Here is a 19961-nt window from a genome sequence, read left to right on the forward strand (position 1 = left end):
AAAGTTTCCGCACGAACCGTTCAGGATTCCCGAATGGTCCGCGGGGCGGTCTCGGGGTCGTCGTACGGCCGCGCCGCCTCGCGCAGGGCGGCGAGGACCCGGGCGACGGCCGGGGCGTCCTCACCGCCGCGCCGGACGGCGGCGACGACATGGCGCCGGGGCCGGTCCGCCTCCAGGGCCCGCATCACCACGCCCTCCCGGCCGTGCCGTTCCGCCGACGCCATGCGCGGGACCAGGGCGATGCCCATGCCGGCCGCGACCATGGCGAGGATCGCCGTCCAGCCGGACGCGCTGTGCGCACGGGCGGGTACGAAGCCCGCCGCCCGGCACGCGGAGCGGGTGATCTCCGACCAGGGGCCCGAGCCGCCGTAGATCCAGGGCTCGGCGGCAAGGTCGGCCAGCCGCAGTCCGGGCACGTCCGCGAGCGGATGGCCGGCGGGCAGGGCCACGTCGAGCGGGTCGGCGAGCAGCGGCAGCACGGTGAACCGGGGGTCGCAGGACGCGGGGGCGTCGGCGGCCAGCGACAGGGCCAGATCCGCCTCGGCGGCGGCGAGCAGTTCGTACGCGCGGGCGGCCTCCGCCTCCCGCACCCGGACGTCGGGGCCGGGGCGGCCGGCCGTGCGCAGCAGCTGCACGGCGGGGACGACCAGGGCGGGTACGGCGGTGGCGAACGCGGCGACGCGGACCTCGCCCGCCTCGCCGCGCAGATAGCCGGTCAGTTCGGCGTCGGCGCGCTCCAGCTGGGCGAAGACCGCCTCGGCGTGCCGCAGGACGAGATGGGCGGCGTCGGTGAGCCGCACCCGCCTGCCCTGGGCCTCCAGGAGCGGCACGCCGAGCTGTTTCGCCAGGTTGGAGAGCTGCTGGGAGACGGCGGACGGGGTCATCAGCAGGGCGTCGGCGGTCGCGGTGACCGTGCCCCGGTCGCGCAGGGTGCGCAGGATGCGGAGCTTCTTGACGTCCCACTCGGTCATGGCCGCGACCGGCCCCGGCCGCCGGGCAGGTGGGTCAGACCTGCTTCTTCGACTTGTCGAGGACCATGACCAGGCCCGTGATGACGGCGAACAGGACGATGGGCGCCGCGACGTACAGGCCGAGGGTGTCGAGCACGCTCAGGCCCGGGCCCGGGTCGTCGCCGTCGTCGCGGGTGAGCGCGAGCGCGGGGGACGACATGAGCAGCATCATCAGCGTCGTTCCGGCGGCGACGGCGCCGGCGCGCATAGCGTTCTTCTTGTCCACGGTGCCAACGTAGCGAACGCCCGCGCGGGCCGCGCGTCCGGGGTGCCGTACGGGCGCTCAGCAGCCTCCCCCCGCCGGGTGCAGTACGTCCATCAGGCGGTGCAGCCGGGGCGAGGCGGCGAGCTGTTCCAGGGTGACGGGGCGGCCCTCCGCGTCGGCGACGGGCAGCCGCCAGTTGGGGTACTCGTCGCAGGTGCCGGGGAGGTTCTGCGGGCGGCGGTCGCCGATGGTGTCGGGCAGCCAGATACCGGTGAGCCGGGCGGGGGTGCGCAGCAGGAAGCGGTGGACGGCGCGCACGGCCGCCTCCTCGTCGCCGCCTCCGGGGAGCGGGCCGGGGGCGCCCCCAGGGAGCAGCCCGAGCCGGGTGAACAGGGCCAGCCACTCGGCCGTCTCGGCGCCGTCCCGCCGGTGTTCCTCGTCCGGGGGGCCGGTGAGCAGGCCCAGCCGGTGGCGCAGCGTCACATGGTCGCCGGTCAGCCGGGCCGCGGTGGAGGGCAGGTCGTGGGTGGTGGCGGTGGCCAGGCAGTCGGCGCGCCAGCGCTCGGGGGCGAGGGGCCGGCCGTCGCCCGCCCAGTCCCGCTCGAACCAGAGCACCGAGGTGCCGAGCACGCCGCGCCGGGCGAGCGCCTCGCGGACGCCGGGTTCGACCGTGCCGAGGTCCTCGCCGAGGACGGCCGCGCCGGCCCGGTGCGCCTCCAGGACCAGGACGGCGAGCATGGCCTCCGCGTCGTAGCCGACGTAGGTGCCCTCGGTGGGCGGGCGGCCCTCGGGCACCCACCAGAGCCGGGACAGGCCCATGACGTGGTCGATGCGCAGGGCGCCGGCGTGGGCGAGGAGGCCCCGCAGCAGGTCCCGGAAGGGGGCGTAGCCGCTCGCGGCGAGGGCGTCGGGGCGCCACGGGGGCAGGCCCCAGTCCTGGCCGCGCGCGTTGAAGGCGTCGGGGGGCGCGCCGACGGACATGCCGTGGGCGAAGGTGTCCTGCTGGGCCCAGGTGTCGGCGCCCGAGGGGTGCACGCCGACCGCGAGGTCGTGCACGATGCCGACGGTCATCCCGGCGTCCAGGGCGGCGCGCTGGGCCTCGGCGAGCTGGGTGTCGGTGAGCCAGGCGAGCCGGCAGTGGTGGTCGACCCGGTCGAGCAGTTCGGCGCGGGCGCGGGCGGTGGCCTCGGAGCGCGGGTCGCGCAGCCCGTCCGGCCAGCCGCGCCAGTCGGGGCCGTGCGCCTCGGCGAGCGCGCACCACAGGGCGTGGTCCTCCAGGGCCTGGCCCTGGCGGGCGAGGTAGTCGCAGTACGCGGCGTGCCGGCCGGGGGTGAGGGGGACGGCGAGGATCAGGTCGAGGGCTTGGCGCTTGAGGTCCCGTACGGCGTCCCGGTCGATGAGGGCGCCCTTGTCCAGGACGGCTTCCCGCAGCCGGGCGCCCTTGCGGCGCAGCGCGTCGAGGGCGGCCGGGTCGGGGACGTGGCCGTACTCCGGGACGGACTCGACGCGCAGGTGCACCGGGTCCGGGAAGCGCCGGGACGAGGGGCGGTAGGGCGAGGGGTCGGTGGGGGCGCCGGGGACCGCCGCGTGCAGCGGGTTGACCTGGACGAAGCCGCAGCTGAGCCGGCGGCCGGACCAGGAGGCGAGGTCGGCGAGGTCACCGAGGTCGCCCATGCCCCAGGAGCGGCCGGAGAGCAGGGAGTAGAGCTGAACGAGGAAGCCGTGGCCCCGGCCGGGGGGCTGCGGGGCGCGGGGCGGGGCGACGACGAGCGCGCAGCGCTGCTCCCGGCGGTCCGGGGCGCGGACGGTCAGCCGGTGGACGCCGAGCGGGGGTTCGGTCCACCAGGGGTGGCCGGACGGTCCGGGCTCCCCGGCGGGCCGGGGTGCGGCATCGGGTCCGGCATCGGGTCCGGGCTCCCCGGCGGGCACCCGCATCGGTGCCTCCCCCGCCCCGCCGCTCCCGCGCGCCCCGTCCGGCGGCCCGACCGTCAGTTCCGTGCCGGGCGGCAGGCCGGTGAGCGCGGGCGGCAGCGGTTCGCCGGACCAGACCACCACCGTGTCCGGGAGGAGCCGGGCGCGGGCCGCCGACTCGGCGGCGGCGAGCGCGGCCCGTACCGCCTCGGGTGTGGTGGCGTCCACGCCGAGCGCGCCGAGCACGGCGACGACCGTGCTCTCGGGCACCGGCGCGGTGGCGCCGGAGGGCGGGGAGAAGGAGGTGGCGACGCCGTGCAGGGCGGCGAGCCGGGACAGGCCCATTCAGACTCCTGGGGACTCCGGGCCCCACGCGCAACCGGTCGCGGCCGGTTCGCTGGTCAGCGGGGCGAGGACGGCGAGCGGGGGCTCGCTGGTCAGGGGGGTGGCCTCGGCGAGCGGGGGCTCGCTGGTCAGGGGTATGGCGCCGGATGCCTGCTTGGGAAGGTCGGAGAGCGGGAGCTGCGCGGTGGCGGGCATGGTGGCCTCCTGGCCGTGGAGAACAGGACAGTGACGGCCTACCCAGCGGACGCCGCCGCAGACGTAGGCGTTATGACAACGAGTTCAACGTGCTGCGGGTCACATTCCGTTCCCACGGGGCCGGTTGCCCGCAAGACGTTCGCCGATTTCGGCCATTCGGCGCTGTCTTTCGCGTAGTGGACCGCCCTGCGCGGCGCGCCCGCCGCACTGCTCGTACCAGGACATTCCGCCATCGAACGACTCGCACATTGACACCCTCGCGCGCGGGGTGGTGGGCTCGGAGCCCGAGGTGGGAGCGAGGGGAGAGACCGCGATGGGGCTCAGTGGCAGGACGCGGGCGACGGCGGTGGCCGTGGCCGTGCTCGGCGGGCTGCTCTCCGCCGGTGCCCCGCCCGCGCTCGCCGCTCCCCCGGACCCCGCGAGCGCCTCCGCCGCCGGGCCGGGGCGCACGGCGCAGGGCGCGCCCCCGGCGGTGTGGCCGCGCCCGCAGAGCATGGCGGCGGCCGGTCCCGGGGTCGCCCTGGGCCACGAGGTCACGCTGGTCGCGGACGCGGCGGCCGATCCGTACGCCGTGGCGGCGCTGCGCACGGTCCTGCGGGACGCCGGGGTGCGGACGGTCCACGAGGCGCTGCCGGGTGCCGGGCCGGTGATCCGGCTGGGCGGCGCCGGGGCGGCGGACGCGCTGCGCGCCCTGGGCGCGCCGGACCGGGCGGACCTGCCGGCGGGCGGTTACCGGCTCGCGGCGGGCCCGGTCGCGAAGCGGGGCACGGTGGCGCTGGAGGGCGTCGGCGAGGACGGGCTGTTCCACGCGGTGCAGACGCTGCGCCAGCTGGTCCGGGGCGGGAAGGTCGCCGGGGTCACCGTCCGGGACTGGCCGGCCACGGCGGTGCGCGGGCTGACCGAGGGGTTCTACGGACAGCCGTGGAGCCGGGAGGACCGGCTCGCGCAGATCGACTTCCTGGGGCGCACCAAGCAGAACCGCTATCTCTACGCGGCGGGCGACGACCCCTACCGGCAGGCCCGCTGGCGCGACCCGTATCCGGCGAAGCGGCGCGCGGACATCCGGGAGCTGGCCGACCGGGCCGCCGCCGCGCATGTGGTGCTCGGCTGGGCGGTGGCGCCGGGCCAGTCCATGTGCCTGTCGTCGGACGGCGATCTGAAGGCGCTGAACCGGAAGATCGACGCGATGTGGGACCTGGGGGTGCGCGCTTTCCAGGTGCAGTTCCAGGACGTCAGCTACAGCGAGTGGCACTGCGCGGCCGACGCGGACACGTTCGGCAGCGGCCCGGAGGCGGCGGCTCGGGCGCAGGCCCGCGTGGTGAACGGCGTGGCCCGGCATCTGACCGCGCGGCATCCGGGGGCGGCGCCGCTGTCGGTGATGCCGACGGAGTTCTACCAGGACGGCGCCACCGCGTACCGCACCGCGCTCGCCGGGGAGCTGGCGGACGGTGTGGAGGTCGCCTGGACCGGGGTCGGGGTCGTGCCGAGGACGATCACGGGCGCCGAACTGGCGAGGACGCGGGCCGTGTTCGGGCATCCGCTGATGACCATGGACAACTACCCGGTCAACGACTACGCGCACGACCGGATCTTCCTCGGCCCGTACACCGGCCGGGAGCCCGCCGTGGCGGTGGGCTCGGCGGCGCTGCTGGCCAACGCGATGGAGCAGCCGTCCGCCTCGCGCGTCCCGCTGTTCACGGCCGCCGACTTCGCGTGGAACCCGAGGGGCTACGACCCCGCGCGGTCCTGGGAGGCCGCCATCGACGACCTCGCCGGTTCCGGCGGGGACGGGGCCGACGCGCTGCGGGCCCTGGCGGGCAACAGCGCGGGTTCGGTGCTCGGCGGCACCGAGTCCGCCTATCTGCGGCCGCTGATCGCCGCGTTCTGGAAGGCGTACGCCGGTGACGACGCCGGCGCGCTCGACGCGGCGGCGGACCGGCTGCGCGACGCGTTCGGCGAGATGCGCGCGGCGCCGGGCGGTCTCGCGGGGGTGGCCGGGGGCCGGCTCGGTGACGAGGTCCGCCCGTGGAGCGCGCAGCTCGCCCGCTACGGCCATGCCGGTGAGCTGGCCGTCGACCTGCTGCGCGCCCAGGCCACGGGCGACGGGGCTGCGGCCTGGCGGGCGTCGCTGGCGCTGGAGCCGGTGCGCGAGGACATCGCGGCGGGCGGGGCGAAGGTCGGCGAGGGCGTGCTCGGCCCGTTCCTGGACCGGACCCGCAAGGAGGCCCGTTCCTGGACGGGCACGGACCGGGCGGGCGGCGAGGTGAGCGAGGCGCCGGGCAGCTATACGGTCCGGCTGGACCGGGCCCGTCCGCTGGAGGCCGTCACCGCGACGACCGTGCCGGACGCCGGGGCCGCCGCGGGCGCCACGGTGCAGGCTCATGTGCCGGGCGAGGGCTGGCGGTCGCTGGGCCGGCTGTCGGCGAGCGGCTGGACCCAGACGGCGGGCGGGGGGCTGCGGGCCGACGCGGTCCGGATCAGCTGGCCCGCCGCCACTCCGGTGCCGGCCGGGTCGCCGCCGCTGATCATCCCGCCGCTGGCCGGGGCGTCCGTGGGCGCGGGCACCGCCCCCGATGTGCGCTCCCTGGTGCCGTGGTTCGAGGACGAGCCGGCCGCCCGGCTGGACCTGGCGCGCGGCGAGACCGACGCCGTGATCGGCGGGAAGCCGCAGGAGGTGCGGGCCCGGCTGTCCGGGCGCCGGCCGGCCGAGGTGCGGGGCAGGCTGGTCGCGAAGGCGCCCGAGGGCATCGAGGTCCGGGTGCCGAAGCGGACGACCGTTCCGCGCGGGACGCGCACCGAGGTCCCGGTGGAGATCACGGTCCCGGCGGACACCCCGTCCGGGGAGTACGAGGTGCCGTTCTCCTTCGGCGGCGAGGAGACCACGCTCACCGTGCGGGCCTATCCACGCACCGGCGAGGCCGATGTGCTGCGCGGGGCCACCGCCTCCTCGTCGGCGGACGAGACCGCGGACTTCCCGGCGTCCGCCGCGCTGGACGGCGACCAGGAGACCCGCTGGTCCTCCCCGGCCGCGGACGGGTCGTGGTGGCAGGCGGAACTGCCCGCCCCGGTCCGGCTGGGGCGGGTGGTGCTCGACTGGCAGGACGCGTACGCCTCCCGCTACCGGGTCCAGGTCTCCGGCGACGGGCGCACCTGGCGCACCGCGGCGACCGTGCGCGAGGGCGCGGGCGGCCGCGAGTCGGTGCGGATGGACGCGAAGGACACCCGGTTCGTGCGCGTCCTGGGCGACGAGCGGGCCACCGAGTACGGCATCTCGCTCTGGTCGGTGAAGGCGTACGCGGTGGCCGGGCACGACTGACCGCCTCCGGGCCCCGGCGGACGGGGTCCGCAGACGACGAGGGCCCGGAGACGACGAGGGCCCGGTCTCAGGCTGAGATGCCGTCGATCCGGGCCATCGCGTCGTCCGCGCCGAACGGTTGCAGATAGGGCAGCCAGCGCGGGTCGCGGTGGCCCGTGCCGATGATCCGCCAGGCGAGTCCGGTGGGCGGGGCGGGCTGCTGGTGGAGCCGCCAGCCCAGCTCGGGCAGATGCCGGTCGGCCTTGACGTGGTTGCAGCGGCGGCAGGCCGCCACCACGTTGTCCCAGGCGTGCTGTCCGCCGCGGCTGCGCGGAATGACGTGGTCGACGCTGGTCGCGGCGGCCCCGCAGTACATGCAGCGCCCGCCGTCCCGCGCGAACAGGGCCCGCCGGGTCAGCGGCACCGGACCCCGGTAGGGAATCCGGACGAACCGTTTGAGGCGGACGACGCTGGGGGCCGGGACGACACGGGTGGCGCTGTGCATGAGGGCACCGGACTCCTCGAGGCAGATGGCCTTGTTCTCGAGGACGAGGACGAGTGCGCGGCGGAGCGGTACGACGCCGAGCGGCTCGTACGACGCGTTGAGAACCAGGACATGCGGCACGGATGCCTCCTTGTACGCCGGCGGCGCGTGGCTCGCGCCGGGACGATCTCCGTTCTCAGTCTCCCCTCACGCCGGGTCATAGCGCCACCACGTGCGGAAAGGAATTTCACCGGGTGAGCCGCGTCTCTCCCCCCGCTCACGGCAACGGAGCACGGGTGATGCCCCGTTAGTGTGGTTGTTCAGCGCTGCACCACTCGGCGCTCACCCCCCAGGAGGTCTCGTCGTGTCCCTGTCCGCCCTGTTGGCCGCAGCCCCGTCACCGCAGCCCGGTGGCTCGCTGGACGAAGCCGCGGAGCAGGCCGGCAACGCCGCGGGCTGGGTGGAGGAGAACTGGTCCACCTGGCTGAACACCGGACTGCGGATCGTGCTGATCGCGGCCGTCGCGATCGTGCTGCGCCATCTGATCCGCCGTGCCCTGACCAAGTTCATAGACCGGATGAACCGCAGCGCCCAGGCGGTCCAGTCCACCCCGCTCGGCAGTCTGCTGGTCAACGCGGAACGGCGCCGCCAGCGCTCGGAGGCGATCGGCTCGGTGCTCCGGTCGGTGGCCTCGTTCCTGATCATGGGCACGGCGGCGCTGATGATCCTGGGCGCGTTCCAGATCAACCTGGCGCCGCTGCTGGCCTCGGCCGGGGTGGCCGGCGTCGCGCTCGGCTTCGGCGCCCGCAACCTGGTCACCGACTTCCTGTCCGGGGTCTTCATGATCCTGGAGGACCAGTACGGAGTCGGCGACCAGATCGACGCGGGCGTCGCGTCCGGCGAGGTCATCGAGGTCGGTCTGCGCGTCACCAAGCTGCGCGGCGAGAACGGCGCCATCTGGTACGTGCGCAACGGCGAGGTGAAGCGGATCGGCAACCTGAGCCAGGGCTGGTCCACCGCAGGGGTCGATGTGCAGGTGCTGCCCACGGAGGACCTGGAGAAGGTCCGTGCGGCGATCACCGGGGCCGCCGAGGAGATGGCCAAGGACGAGCCCTGGTCCGAGCGGCTGTGGGGTCCGGTGGAGGTCCTGGGCCTGGACGCGGTGCTGCTGGAGTCGATGACGGTCCGGGTCAGCGCCAAGACGATGCCGGGCCAGGCGGTGGGCGTGGAGCGGGAGCTGCGCTGGCGGATCAAGGTGGCGCTGGACGCGGCGGGCATCCGGATGGTGGCCGGCACCCCGGAGGAGGCCCCGCAGGCCGACCCGACGGCGGGCATGGCCGCCCCGTCCGCGTACGCGTCGGCGACCTCGCCGCAGTCCCTGGCGGCGACCCCGATCCCGCCGCCGAACACGGCGAAGTAGCCGCCCGGCCGGGGACCCGCGTGGGCCCCGGCCGGTGTCGTTTTCCGGCCGGACCGATTTTCGGGTAACGCTTTGGTTGCCACCGGCCGTCAGGTCATTGACGCCCCGGTGGCAAGGGCCCTACCTTCCTTCTCACCGAATAGGAAACTTTCCTAACAGAGGGGCAGGTGCAGTGAGCATGGCCGGAAACACGCCGGGCACCCCCAGCGTTCTGCGCGCCATGAACGACCGTGCCGCCCTCGATCTCCTCCTGGAGCACGGTCCCCTCTCACGGACGCGGATCGGGAAGCTCACCGGCCTCTCGAAGCCCACCGCGTCCCAGCTGCTCGCCCGCCTCGAAGCGGCCGGACTCGTGGTGGCCACCGGCACCGCGGCCGGCCGCCCCGGACCCAACGCCCAGCTGTACGCGGTCAACGCCGCCGCCGCCCATGTCGCCGGGCTCGATGTGAACGCCCACCGGATCGTCGCGGCGGTCGCCGACGTGACCGGCGAGACGGTCGGGGAGTTCGAGCTGCGCACGCCCGGCCGGCGCGCCGAGAGCGTGCTGCGGCAGGTGACCGGGGCGCTGGACGGCGCGCTCGCGGAGGCCGGGCTGACCAGGGCCGATGTGCACCGGGTGGTCATCGGCACGCCGGGCGCCTTCGACCCGAACACGGGCCGGCTGCGCTACGCCTCGCATCTGCCGGGCTGGCACTCCCCCACGCTGCTGGACGAGCTGGCGGCCGTGCTGCCGATGCCCGTCGAGTACGAGAACGACGTGAACCTCGTCGCCGTGGCCGAGCAGCGGCGCGGCGCGGCACGCGGCCACGACGACTTCGTCCTGCTGTGGAACGAGGAGGGCCTGGGTGCCGCCCTCGTGATCAACGGCCGGCTGCACCGGGGCTTCACCGGGGGCGCCGGCGAGGTCGGCTTCCTGCCGGTGCCGGGCGCGCCGCTGGTGCGCCAGGTCACCAAGGCCAACGCGGGCGGCTTCCAGGAGCTGGCCGGCGCCCAGGCCCCGGCCAGGCTGGCCCGGGAACTCGGCGTCGACGGGGCGGTGCCGGACTCCGGCACGCACCACGAGATCGCCGCCGCCCTGATCGGCCGGGCCGCCGAAGCGGTGGAGGCGGGCGAGGAGGGGCCGTACGGCCTGCTGCTCGACCGGCTCGCCACCGGGCTGGCCACCGGTCTCGCCTCCCTGGTCGCGGTGCTCGACCCGGAGGTCGTCGTGCTCTCGGGCGAGCTGTTCTCGCGCGGCGGCGAGCCGTTGCGCGCGCGGGTCGCGGCCGAGCTGGCCCAGCTCGCCGCGTCCAGACCCCGGCTGCTCGCCGGGGACGTCACCCACCATCCCGTTCTGCGCGGCGCGCTGGAGAGCGCGCTCGCCACGACCCGCGACGAAGTGTTCGACACCTCGCGCTGAACCCCCCACTCCCCGCATTCCCGTACACGTTCCGTCCTTCCTGCCCACCTCGTACCGGGAGACCCACCATGTCCGGAAACCGCCGGAAGCCGGCCGTCGCGCTCGCCGCGACCGCCGCGATAGCCCTGTTCGCCTCCGCCTGCACCGGGCAGAGCGACTCCGGGGCGCAAGACGACGCCTCCAAGGAGACGACCATCACCTTCTGGCACGGCTGGAGCGCGCCGGGCGAGGTGAAGGCCATCGAGGCCACGATCGACGCCTTCGAGAAGGCCCACCCCAACATCCATGTGAAGGTCGTCGGCAACATGACCGACGACAAGATCAACCAGGCGCTGCGGGCCGGCGGCTCCAAGGCGCCGGACGTGGTGTCCTCCTTCACCACCAACAACGTGGGCAAGTTCTGCTCCTCGAAGGCGTTCGTCGACCTCAACCCGTTCTTCGAGAAGGACGGCATCGACCCGGCGGCCACGTTCCCGAAGGCGATGAACGAGTACACCCAGTTCAACGGGGTGCGCTGCACGGTTCCGCTGCTGGGTGACGCGTACGGGCTGTACTACAACAAGGACGCGTTCGAGGCGGCCGGCATCGACAGCCCGCCAAAGACCTGGTCCGAGCTGGCGACCGTCGCGAAGAAGCTGACGAAGACCAAGGGCGACTCGTACGAGCAGCTGGGCTTCATGCCGAACTTCCACGGCTACGAGACCACCACCGAGCACTACCTCGGCGGCTGGAACCCCTCGTACTTCGACGCGGACGGCAAGTCGAACATCGCCAAGGACCCGGCGTTCGCCGACATGCTGACCACCCAGAAGAAGCTGGTGGACACGCTCGGCGGCTACGAGAAGCTGGAGAAGTTCCGGGCGTCCTTCGGTGACGAGTGGGGCGCCAAGCACCCGTTCCACCTGGGCCAGGTGGCGATGCAGCTGGACGGCGAGTGGCGTCTGGGCATGGCCGAGGACACCAAGCCGAAGTTCGAGATCGGCGTGGCCCCGATGCCCGTCGCGGACAGCGAGGCGGACACCTACGGCAAGGGCTACCTGACCGGCACCATCGCGGGTATCGCGGCCACCTCCGGCAAGCAGAACGCCGCCTGGGAGCTGGTCAAGTTCATGACGACCGACACGGACGCGGTCGTGAACTTCGCCAACGCGATCCACAACGTGCCCTCCACGCTGGAGGCGCTGAAGTCGCCGAAGCTGAAGTACGACCCCCGGTTCAAGACCTTCCTGGACATCGCGGCGAACCCGAACTCCACCACCACCCCGCCCTCGGTGAACGGCGGCGCGTACCTGGTGTCCCTGCAGAACCTCGGCTTCGACGTCGAGAAGGGCAAGCAGAAGGACATCAAGGCGGGTCTGGAGAAGACCGCGAAGGAAATCGACGCGGCGATCGACCAGGCGAAGTAGAGCCACCACGATGAGCACGTACACACTCCGTTCGAAGCGCCGCAGGTCGGCGCTTCGAACGGCGGCCTTCATGTCGCCGTGGCTGATCGGGTTCTGCGTCTTCTTCGCCTACCCGCTGATCTCCACGCTCTACTTCTCGTTCACCAGCTACGACGGGTTCGCCGCCCCCGAGTTCAGCGGCTTCAAGAACTGGTCGTACGTCTTCAACGACTACCCGCTGTTCTGGCCGGCGCTGCGCAACACGCTCTGGCTGGTCGTGGTGATGGTGACCTGCCGGGTGGTCTTCGGACTCGGTGTCGGGCTGCTGATCACCAAGATCAAGACGGGCACCGGGGTCTTCCGGACGCTGTTCTACCTGCCGTACCTGGCCCCGCCGGTCGCCGCCACGCTGGGCTTCGTCTTCCTGCTCAACCCCGGCACCGGACCGGTCAACTCCATCCTGGGCGACCTCGGTCTGGGGACGCCCGGCTGGTTCACCGACGCCACCTGGTCCAAGCCGGCGCTGACCGCGCTCGCGGTGTGGGGCGTGGGCGACCTGATGGTGATCTTCATGGCCGCGCTGCTCGACGTACCGAAGGAGCAGTACGAGGCCGCCGAGCTGGACGGGGCGACCGCGTACCACCGGTTCCGGTACGTCACGCTGCCGAACATCTCGCCGATCATCATGTTCGCCGTGGTCACCGGCATCATCCAGACGATGCAGTACTACACCCAGCCGCTGGTGGCCGGGAAGGTCGCGTCCGGCGTCATCGGCGGCTCCGGCCAGCAGTTCGAACCGGGCTATCCCGACAAGTCGACACTGACGCTTCCGCAGCTGGTCTACAACCTCGGCTTCCAGCGCTTCGACTACGGCTCGGCCTGCGTGGTCGCGCTCGTTCTCTTCGCGCTCGCGATGGCGTTCACCGCACTGCTGATGCGGCGCCGCAGCGGACTGATCCAGGCAGGTGAATGACATGGCGCAGGTTCTCGACACCCCGGCGACCGCGGGCCCGGCGAGCGAGCCCGCCTCGCCGGAGCAGCGCACCGCGCGCCGCAAGGCGCTGCTGCACTGGATCGCCGTGCACTCGCTCGGCGTGGCCGCGGCCCTCTTCTTCGTGCTGCCGTTCGTCTTCCTGGTGCTCACCTCGCTGATGAGCGACCACCAGGCGCTCACCCGCGACCTGTGGCCGCACCCCTTCGAGTGGGCCAACTACAAGAAGGTGTTCGACACTCCGGGCTTCCTGACCTGGTGGAAGAACACCCTGCTGTACGCGGGCCTGGGCACCGTCCTGACCGTGGTGTCCTCGCTGCCCGTGGCGTACGCGCTCGCCAAGTTCCGCTTCCGCGGCCGGCATCTGTCGCTGATGCTCGTCATCTCGATGATGATGCTGCCGCCGCAGGTCGTGGTCATCCCGATGTACCTGTTCTGGGCCAAGGAGCTGGACCTGTCCGGCTCGCTGTGGCCGCTGATCATCCCGATGGCCTTCGGCGACGCGTTCTCCATCTTCCTGCTGCGGCAGTTCCTCCTCACCATCCCGGACGAGTACCTGGACGCGGCGAAGGTGGACGGCTGCGGCGAACTGCGCACGCTGCTGCGCGTGGTGGTGCCGATGGCCAAGCCGGGCATCGCCGCCGTCGCCCTCTTCCAGTTCTTCTACGCCTGGAACGACTACTTCGGCCCGCAGATCTACGCCTCGGAGAACCCGGGCGCCTGGACCCTGAGCTACGGACTGGAGTCCTTCAAGGGCGCACACCACACCGACTGGAACCTGACCATGGCCGCGACCGTTCTGGTCATGGCCCCTGTGATCGTCGTCTTCTTCTTCGCACAGAAGGCCTTTGTCGAGGGCGTCACACTGACCGGAGTAAAGGGCTGAACCATGAAGCTCGCTGTAGTGGGTGGCGGGTCCACCTACACCCCCGAACTGATCGACGGATTCGCCCGGCTGCGTGACACGCTGCCGGTCGAGGAGCTGGTCCTCGTCGACCCGGCCGCCGACCGGCTCGACCTCGTGGGCGGCCTCGCCCGGCGGATCTTCGCCAAGCAGGGCCACCCCGGCCGCATCGTCACCACCTCGGACGTCGACGCGGGCGTCGCCGGGGCGGACGCCGTCCTGCTCCAGCTGCGCGTCGGCGGCCAGGCCGCCCGCAACCAGGACGAGACCTGGCCGCTGGAGTGCGGCTGCGTCGGCCAGGAGACCACCGGGGCCGGCGGCCTCGCCAAGGCCCTGCGCACCGTCCCGGTCGTCCTGGACATCGCCGAGCGGGTCCGGCGCGCCAACCCCGACGCCTGGATCATCGACTTCACCAACCCGGTGGGCATCGTCACCCGCGCCCTGCTCCAGGCCGGTCACAAGGCCGTCGGCCTGTGCAACGTGGCGATCGGCTTCCAGCGCAAGTTCGCCGCCCTGCTCGACGTGGCCCCCGGCGAGGTGCACCTGGACCACGTCGGCCTCAACCACCTCACCTGGGAGACGGGCGTGCGCCTGGGCGGCCCCGGCGGCGAGGACGTGCTGCCCCGGCTGATCGCCGAGCACGGCGACGCCATCGCGGACGACCTGCACCTGCCGCGCGCCGTCGTGGACCGGCTCGGCGTCGTCCCCTCGTACTACCTGCGGTACTTCTACGCGCACGACGAGGTCGTCCGCGAGCTGGGCAGCAAGCCCTCCCGCGCGGCCGAGGTCGCCGCCATGGAGAAGGAACTGCTGGCGATGTACGGCGACCCGGCGCTGGACGAGAAGCCCGCGCTGCTCGCCAAGCGGGGCGGCGCCTTCTACTCGGAGGCGGCCGTGGACCTGGCGGCGGCGCTGCTCGGGGGCGGCGGCTCGGCCCACCAGGTGGTCAACACGTACAACAACGGCACGCTGCCGTTCCTGCCGGACGACGCGGTCGTCGAGGTGCAGGCGAAGGTGGACGCCTCGGGCGCGACGCCGCTCGCCGTGCCCGCCCTGGACCCGCTGTACGCGGGGCTCGTCGCCAACGTCACGGCGTACGAGCATCTGGCGCTGGAGGCGGCGCTGCGCGGCGGCCGGGACCGGGTGTTCAAGGCGCTGCTCGCCCACCCCCTGATCGGCCAGTTCGAGTACGCCGAGGCGCTCACCGACAAGCTGATCGCGCACAACCGGGAGCACCTGGCGTGGGCGTGAACGGCGCGGTCCTGGCGATCGACGCGGGGAACAGCAAGACCGATGTGGCCCTCGTCGGCGCGGACGGCACGGTGCTGGCCACGGCCAGGGGCGGCGGGTTCCAGCCGCCGTACGTGGGCGTGGAGCCGGCGGTCGACGTCCTCGGGGACGCGGTGGCGCGGGTGCTGGCCGCGGCCGGCGCGGACACCTCGTCGGTCGCCCATGTGTCGGCGTGCCTGGCCAACGCCGATCTGCCGGTCGAGGAGGAGCGGCTGACCGCGGCGCTGGCGGCGCGCGGCTGGGGCCGAACGGTCGAGGTCCGCAACGACACCTTCGCGATCCTGCGGGCCGGGGTGGACGAGCCGCGCGGCGTCGCCGTGGTCTGCGGCGCGGGCATCAACTGCGTCGGCATGGTCCCGGACGGGCGCACCGCGCGCTTCCCGGCGATAGGCCGCATCTCCGGTGACTGGGGCGGCGGTTCGGGCCTGTCCGAGGAGGCGATGTGGTTCGCCGCGCGCGCCGAGGACGGCCGGGGCGAGCCGACCGCGCTGGCCCGGACGCTGCCCGCGCACTTCGGGCTCGACTCGATGTACGCGCTGATCGAGGCGCTGCACCTGGGCCGCATCGAGGCGGAGCGCCGGCACGAACTGGCCCCGGTGCTCTTCGCGACGAGCGCGGCCGGTGACCCGGTGGCGCGGGGTCTGGTGGACCGGCTGGGCGAGGAGGTGGTGGCGCTGGCCTCGGTCGCGCTGAGCCGCCTGGAGCTGCTGGACGAGGAGGTGCCGGTGCTGCTCGGCGGCAGCGTCCTGGCGGCGCGCCACCCGCAGTTGGACGAGCGGATCGCCGAACTCCTCGCGGCGCGGGCCCCGAAGGCCGTGGTGCGGGTGGTACGGGAGTCCCCGGTGCTCGGCGCCGGGCTGCTCGGCCTGGACCGCACGGGCGCCGCGCCGCAGGTGCACGCCCGGCTGCGGGCGCAGTACGCCTGAGAGTTCGGACGGCCGGGGAATCCGGGTTCCGGCCCGTCAGGGGCGCCCCTCCGCCTGCGGGTTGCGGGGCGCCTTTCGCGTGTCCGGGAACCGATCGGGTGTCCCGAACGTGTTGATGGTGGGGAGGACGGTTCGGCGGGGGATCGCGCCGTTCGCCTTGATCAACGGCGCCGGTCTTGATCGAATGCCGTTGACCGCGGCCGGCCGTCGCGTGGCCCGGTGCCCGATCCAGGCGTTCTGGATGTGTGTGCCGGTCCCGGCGGCCATACTTCTGGCCGGGTACCAGTCCCCCGATCGGCCGGGGGGCGGGCCGCCGTCAATGACCGAGGGGGAGGTCACGTGACACACCCGCCGAGTGCGCGCCAGGCGCCGCACCGCGCTCCGGGGCAGCCGCCCGCGCCGGCGGCCGTACCCGTGCCGCCGCGGCCCGGCGCCCGTGCGGCCCTGGCCGGGCGGATGCGCGCCGCGGCCACCACCGAACCGGGCCGGCTGAGGATCATCGGGGCCGTCCTGGCGCTGCTGGTCCTGGCGTTCGGGGCGGTGACGGCGTTCGAGATCAGCGGCCGGGGTGCCGCCGCCGACGACGTGGTGGAGCGCAGCCAGCCGCTCAGCGCGGACGCGGCGGGCATCTACCGCTCGCTGGCGGACGCGGACGCGGCGGCGGCGAGCGGCTTCCTGGCCGGTCCGCAGGAGCCGCGCGCGGTGCACGAGCAGTATGTGAAGGACATCGAGGAGGCGTCCCGGCTGCTGGTGAAGGCCGCGGCGAACACGGAGGCGTCCTCGGCGTCGGGCCGCGAGATCACCACGCTCAACGAGGGGCTGCCGCGCTACACGGGCCTGATCGAGCGGGCCCGCGCCAACAACCGGCAGGGCCTTCCGCTGGGCGGCGCCTACCTGCGGTACGCGAACCAGCAGATGTCCGGTGAGCTGCTGCCGGCCGCCGAGCGGCTGTACGCGGCGGAGACCGGCCGGCTGGAGGCGGACCACGGCTCCGCGCGGGCCTGGCCGCTGTTCTCGGTGGCCGCCGGGGTGATCGCGCTGGCCGCGCTGGTGTGGGCGCAGCGGCGCAACTACCGGCAGACGAACCGGGTGTTCAACCAGGGGCTGCTGGCGGCGACCGCCGCGGCGACGGTGCTGCTGCTGTGGCTGGCCGTGGGGCACACGGTGGCCAGGGCCGATCTGGCGGAGGCCGACGCGCACGGGCAGCAGTCGATGGACGTGCTCAACCGGGCGCGCATCGACTCGCTGAAGGCGCGCGCCGACGAGAACCTGACGGTGGTGGCCCGCGGCGCGGTGCTCACCGCGGACGGCAGGAACGACAAGTACGAGACCGATTACGCGGCGGGCATGAAGGCGCTCGGCGAGGAACTGGCCGCGGCGGCGAAGCTGGCCGACGAGACCGGGGACACCGAGGGCGGCAAGCCGGTCGCCGCGGCGGCCGCCGCGGTCACGGAGTGGCAGGAACGGCACCGCACCGCCCGGAAGACCGACGACGCCGGGGACTACGAGTCCGCGCTGGAGCAGATCATCGGCCAGGAGAATTCCACCGGAGAGTCCTTCAAGAAGGTGGACGACGCGCTGCGCGACGCCCTGGCGCACGAGCAGAGCGAGTTCACCCGTGCCGCGCGGGACGGCCGCGACGCCCTGGGCGGCCTGCCCGTGGGCGCGGCGGTGCTGGCCGTGCTGGGCGCGGTGGCGGCGATCGTCGGCGTCAACCGCAGGCTCTCGGAGTTCCGGTGACAGGGGGAGCGATGACAGCGAAGGACCCGAGGACGGGCCGCGGACCGCTGCGCCGGCTGCGTGGCTGGGGCGGGGTGACGGCGATGGCCGCGGCCTGCGCGCTGACGGCGTCGCTGACCGTGCTGCCGCTGTCCCACGACGGCGACGACGTCTTCGGCCCCCAGATGACGGGGCCGGGCGCGGCGCATGCCCTGCAGGCGCGCGCCGACACGTGCACGGAGCCGGAGGCGAGTCTGCGGCCGGGCGCGGTGGACGGGGACGCGGTCAGGAAGATCAAGGAGCGCGGCAAGCTCATCGCGGGCGTCGACCAGAACAGCTTCCAGTGGGGCTTCCGCAATCCGGAGTCCGGTCATCTGGAGGGCTTCGACATCGACCTGGTGCGGGCGATCGCCGAGGACATCCTCGGGGACGGCGACAAGGTGATCTTCCGGGCCATCCCGACCAATCAGCGCATCGCCGCGCTGGAGAACGACAAGGTGGACGTCGTCGTGCGGACGATGACGATCAACTGCGCCCGGCTGAAGCAGGTGTCGTTCTCGACGGCCTACTTCCAGGCCGGCCAGCAGGTCCTCGCCGCGAAGGAGGACCACTCGATCACCGGGTTCAACTCCACGCTGGCCGGCAAGCGGGTCTGCACCGCCGAGGGCTCCACGGCGTACGAGGCGCTGGAGAAGGAGTCGTTCGGCTCGGTCTACAAGGACGAGGCCGACGGCACGGCGGCCGACCGGGACCGGCTGACCGTCCCCAACCAGCTGGACTGCCTGGTGCGGCTCCAGCTGGGCGAGGTGGACGCGGTCGTCACGGACAACGCGCTGGCCGCCGGCCAGGCCGCCCAGGACCCGGCCGTGGAGCTGAAGGGCGACCCGTTCACCACCGAGTACTACGGCGTGGCGGCGAAGAAGGGCGCGGACGATCTGGTGGCGCGGGTCAACAAGGTGCTGGAGGGCTACCGCGCGGGCGGCTCGGACAGCCGCTGGATGAAGTCGTACCGCGCGTGGCTGGAGGGCGGCCTGCCGGGGATCGAGGCGCCGCCGGCACCGAAGTACCGGGACTAGATCCGTCCGAGCGCGGGCGGCGGCACTGATCCTGCGGGCCCCGGCCGGCAGGGAGAGCGGAGAGGTGATCGATGGGCGTCGCTGGCCCCTTCCCCAGCTACGCGGCCCGGCCCCCCGGTCCGGTCATGGACCGGGACGAGGCCGACCGTGCGCTGGCCCGGCTCGGCGCGGAGCACGAGGCGATCGAGACCTCGCTCCTCGCCCTCCAGGACCACGCGGGCCGCAGGCTCCTGGAGGGCGCCGAGCTGTCCGGCGTCACCCGCGAGCGATGGGCCGTCACCGAGCGGTCGGTCACCCTGCTGTGGAGCTACTTCGAGGCGTACGCGGGAGTGCTCGACCAGGCGCGCGAGGTGCGGGCCAGGCGCCGCCACCCCAACCGCGAGGATCTGACGGTCCTGACCGAGCTGCTGCGCGGCCAGGGGGTCACCGTGGCGCACGCCGCCGCCGGGCACGACCCGTCCGTCACCGGCCCGGCCCGGCTCTCCGAGCGGTTCACGCTGGAGGAGCTGGTCGCCCGGATGAACCGGCTGTACGCGAGCGCCCTGGACATGGTGGTGGCGTCGGACACGGTGTGGTCGGCGATGCCCGCCCGGATAGACCTGCTCGCCGCCGAGCTGCGCCGCACGCACTCGCTGGCGCACTCGGTGGGCGTACGGCCCGGTGAGCATCCGGCGGGCGACGAGCTGGAGGCGATCACCGAGGAGCTGGGCACGCTGCGCGCCCAGGTGATCGCGGACCCGCTGGCGTTCTGGCTGCCGGGGCCGGGCAGCGCCGCGCCCGGCGGCGGGCGCCCGGACACGACGCGCTACGACCGGGCGGCGCGGGCCCTGGAGGACGTACGGCGCGAGGTCGAGGCGGTGCTCGCGGTGCGGCAGGACGCCGAGCAGCGGCTGGTGCACCTGCGCGACGTGCTCTCCCGCGCCGACCGCACGCTGGCCGAGGCGCGGACGGCGCGCGGCGAGGTGCTGGCCAAGATCGCGGCGTCGGAGGTGCCGGTGGTCAACGGCCCGCCGACCGCCCTCCAGGAACGGCTGGCCGCCGCGTCGGAGTACCGCAGGCATGCCCGCTGGCACCGGCTGTCCCCGCTGCTGGAGGCGCTGGAGCGGGAGGCGGAGGAAGAACTGCTGCGGGCCCGCGAGCAGTTGACGGCGGTGACCGCGCCGCTGGCCGTCCGGGCGGAGCTGCGCGGCCGGCTCGACGCGTACAAGGCGAAGGTGGCCCGCAACGGCCTGGCCGAGGACCCGGTCCTGATCGAGCGGTACGACGCGGCGCGGCGGATGCTGTGGAGCGCGCCGTGCGATCTGCGGGTGGCCGCGCAGGCGGTGCAGCGCTACCAGGACGCGGCGCTGGAGCTGCTGGACGTCCCGTCGAGGCGGCGGGGCGAAGAGGGGGAACGAACATGAGTA

15 protein-coding genes and 1 pseudogene are annotated in these 19961 nt (G+C 73.8%); 11 read left to right on the forward strand and 5 right to left on the reverse strand.

Features of this window, described 5'->3' with window-relative positions:
* Positions 1 to 20: 20 nt before the first annotated feature.
* The 4 genes and pseudogenes from OG710_RS08565 to OG710_RS08580 form a co-directional block, all read right to left on the reverse strand.
* On the reverse strand, positions 21 to 971 hold the full coding sequence (locus OG710_RS08565) for a LysR substrate-binding domain-containing protein (protein ID WP_330238771.1): 951 nt from the start codon (positions 969 to 971) through the stop codon (positions 21 to 23).
* A 34-nt stretch (positions 972 to 1005) separates the two neighbouring features.
* Entirely contained in the window at positions 1006 to 1236 is a 231-nt protein-coding gene (locus OG710_RS08570; protein WP_443064228.1) for a hypothetical protein, read from the reverse strand.
* Positions 1237 to 1293: 57 nt separating this feature from the next.
* Positions 1294 to 3471, reverse strand: a complete 2178-nt coding sequence (gene malQ, locus OG710_RS08575; protein ID WP_330238772.1) for a 4-alpha-glucanotransferase — start codon at positions 3469 to 3471, stop codon at positions 1294 to 1296.
* Positions 3472 to 3663, reverse strand: a pseudogene (locus OG710_RS08580) (hypothetical protein); the annotation flags it as partial.
* A 316-nt stretch (positions 3664 to 3979) separates the two neighbouring features.
* Here OG710_RS08580 and OG710_RS08585 point away from each other — a divergent pair.
* Entirely contained in the window at positions 3980 to 6982 is a 3003-nt protein-coding gene (locus tag OG710_RS08585; protein WP_330238774.1) for a beta-N-acetylglucosaminidase domain-containing protein, read from the forward strand.
* 67 nt (positions 6983 to 7049) lie between these two features.
* On the opposite strand, the gene OG710_RS08590 is transcribed toward OG710_RS08585, so the two are convergent.
* Positions 7050 to 7586: an HNH endonuclease gene (locus OG710_RS08590; protein WP_111331613.1), complete on the reverse strand. Its 537-nt coding sequence runs from the start codon at positions 7584 to 7586 to the stop codon at positions 7050 to 7052.
* A 223-nt stretch (positions 7587 to 7809) separates the two neighbouring features.
* Here OG710_RS08590 and OG710_RS08595 point away from each other — a divergent pair, with 223 nt between their 5' ends.
* The 10 genes from OG710_RS08595 to OG710_RS08640 all read left to right on the forward strand — a co-directional run bounded on the left by OG710_RS08595 (position 7810) and on the right by OG710_RS08640 (position 19958).
* Positions 7810 to 8865, forward strand: coding sequence for a mechanosensitive ion channel family protein (locus OG710_RS08595; protein ID WP_330238775.1), 1056 nt, complete (start codon positions 7810 to 7812; stop codon positions 8863 to 8865).
* A gap of 178 nt (positions 8866 to 9043) precedes the next feature.
* A complete protein-coding gene (locus OG710_RS08600) occupies positions 9044 to 10264 on the forward strand; it encodes an ROK family transcriptional regulator (protein WP_330238776.1) in 1221 nt (406 codons plus the stop codon).
* Between the two features lie 68 nt (positions 10265 to 10332).
* Positions 10333 to 11670, forward strand: coding sequence for an ABC transporter substrate-binding protein (locus tag OG710_RS08605; protein ID WP_330238777.1), 1338 nt, complete (start codon positions 10333 to 10335; stop codon positions 11668 to 11670).
* A gap of 10 nt (positions 11671 to 11680) precedes the next feature.
* Positions 11681 to 12622, forward strand: coding sequence for a carbohydrate ABC transporter permease (locus tag OG710_RS08610; protein ID WP_111331605.1), 942 nt, complete (start codon positions 11681 to 11683; stop codon positions 12620 to 12622).
* Between the two features lies 1 nt (position 12623).
* Complete coding sequence (locus OG710_RS08615) at positions 12624 to 13526, forward strand: carbohydrate ABC transporter permease (protein ID WP_330238778.1); 903 nt, start codon at positions 12624 to 12626, stop codon at positions 13524 to 13526.
* Positions 13527 to 13529: 3 nt separating this feature from the next.
* Positions 13530 to 14795, forward strand: a complete 1266-nt coding sequence (locus tag OG710_RS08620; RefSeq protein ID WP_111331600.1) for a 6-phospho-beta-glucosidase — start codon at positions 13530 to 13532, stop codon at positions 14793 to 14795.
* Positions 14786 to 15760, forward strand: a complete 975-nt coding sequence (locus tag OG710_RS08625; protein WP_330238779.1) for an N-acetylglucosamine kinase — start codon at positions 14786 to 14788, stop codon at positions 15758 to 15760. Before OG710_RS08620 ends, OG710_RS08625 begins: the two co-directional genes overlap by 10 nt.
* Positions 15761 to 16099: 339 nt before the next feature.
* Positions 16100 to 17500, forward strand: coding sequence for a hypothetical protein (locus tag OG710_RS08630; RefSeq protein ID WP_443064229.1), 1401 nt, complete (start codon positions 16100 to 16102; stop codon positions 17498 to 17500).
* 11 nt (positions 17501 to 17511) lie between these two features.
* A complete protein-coding gene (locus OG710_RS08635; RefSeq protein WP_330238780.1) occupies positions 17512 to 18555 on the forward strand; it encodes a glutamate ABC transporter substrate-binding protein in 1044 nt (347 codons plus the stop codon).
* A 71-nt stretch (positions 18556 to 18626) separates the two neighbouring features.
* A complete protein-coding gene (locus OG710_RS08640; RefSeq protein ID WP_330238781.1) occupies positions 18627 to 19958 on the forward strand; it encodes a hypothetical protein in 1332 nt (443 codons plus the stop codon).
* Positions 19959 to 19961 lie beyond the last annotated feature (3 nt).

Source organism: Streptomyces sp. NBC_00525 (assembly GCF_036346595.1).
GTDB lineage: Bacteria > Actinomycetota > Actinomycetes > Streptomycetales > Streptomycetaceae > Streptomyces.